The 1014-nt window shown below is 62.9% G+C and carries 2 protein-coding genes; both read right to left on the reverse strand.

Features of this window, described 5'->3' with window-relative positions; genetic code table 11:
- Positions 1-59 precede the first annotated feature (59 nt).
- Complete coding sequence (locus tag ACFSKW_RS43645) at positions 60-413, reverse strand: hypothetical protein (RefSeq protein WP_379580375.1); 354 nt, start codon at positions 411-413, stop codon at positions 60-62.
- A complete protein-coding gene (locus tag ACFSKW_RS43650; protein ID WP_379580376.1) occupies positions 410-880 on the reverse strand; it encodes a hypothetical protein in 471 nt (156 codons plus the stop codon). The genes ACFSKW_RS43645 and ACFSKW_RS43650 overlap by 4 nt, the downstream gene beginning before the upstream one ends.
- Between the last annotated feature and the right edge of the window lie 134 nt (positions 881-1014).

The raw sequence follows: 1014 nt of genomic DNA on the forward strand, positions 1-1014 counted from the left end.
AAACGCTCCCTGATCGCCTACGACCACTGAACGCGCCCAAACCCCTTGGACTCATTCATCTAGTCGGTGTCCTTCGGGTGTCGAGGCGATGCGTAGACCACCCAAACAGTGCGAGAGACGTCATCTATGACATAGCGGACACGTCCGCCGCTGGTGACCTCGAATTCCCACTGCTCCAGGTCCTTGCCATTGTGGCGATGAGTCGCGAGATCGCCGCGTAGGCGATGCTGGCGGTCACGGCTTGAACGTGAACGGGGATCAGCACGCAGGACCTCGAAGCGTCGGCGCGCATTGGCCAGGGCATGACGGCACAGTTCTTCCCATTCCCTGACCGCGTCGCTGGTGCCGAACCGCACGTCCCACTCGTCATCCGGCGGTGGCACCGTAACGCGATCGCCGCGTTTCGGGCTCACGCAGAAGCCTCCACCGGCCCGAAGTCACCTACGGTCGGCTTGCGGGCCTCGGCATAGCGTTCAGGGTCAGCCTTGATCCGAGCGGTTGCCCGCCACCCTGCGATGACCTCTTGAGTGGTGACATCAACGTCCAACTCCGCGGCATCGGAGAGTGCCTCAACCAGTTCCAGGGTAAAGGCGCGAAGCTCTTCCGGAGAAAGGTGGCGCACCCAGGGAAAGACCTCAGGCATGGCGAGGACCAATGCACGCGCGGTGGGATCGTGTTTGATCAAGGCTAGAAAGAGCCGGGACGCCGTGGCCAGCGTCTGATCGCGCTCCGCCTCACGGTCTACCGCCGTGAGGTAGAAGTCGGGGGCGTCCCGATGCGTGACTCGGACACGTCCCAGGCGTGCCGCGCGCTCGGCAACGGCCCGGGGGTTTCTCGACAGGTCGGAGAACGTGACGGCGTCGGCATGGCTGGCACTCACTCATCCAGGGTAAGTCAGAACACGATCTGAACACAGGCGATCAGGGAACACCGCTGAGTCGCGGTGCAGCGCTAGACGAGTAAGTCCTAAGTCTGATCAGTGGTCGTAGGCGGTCAGTGATCGCGTGATGGGCT

The sequence above is a fragment of the Nonomuraea mangrovi genome (genome assembly GCF_042681425.1).
Lineage (GTDB): Bacteria > Actinomycetota > Actinomycetes > Streptosporangiales > Streptosporangiaceae > Nonomuraea > Nonomuraea mangrovi.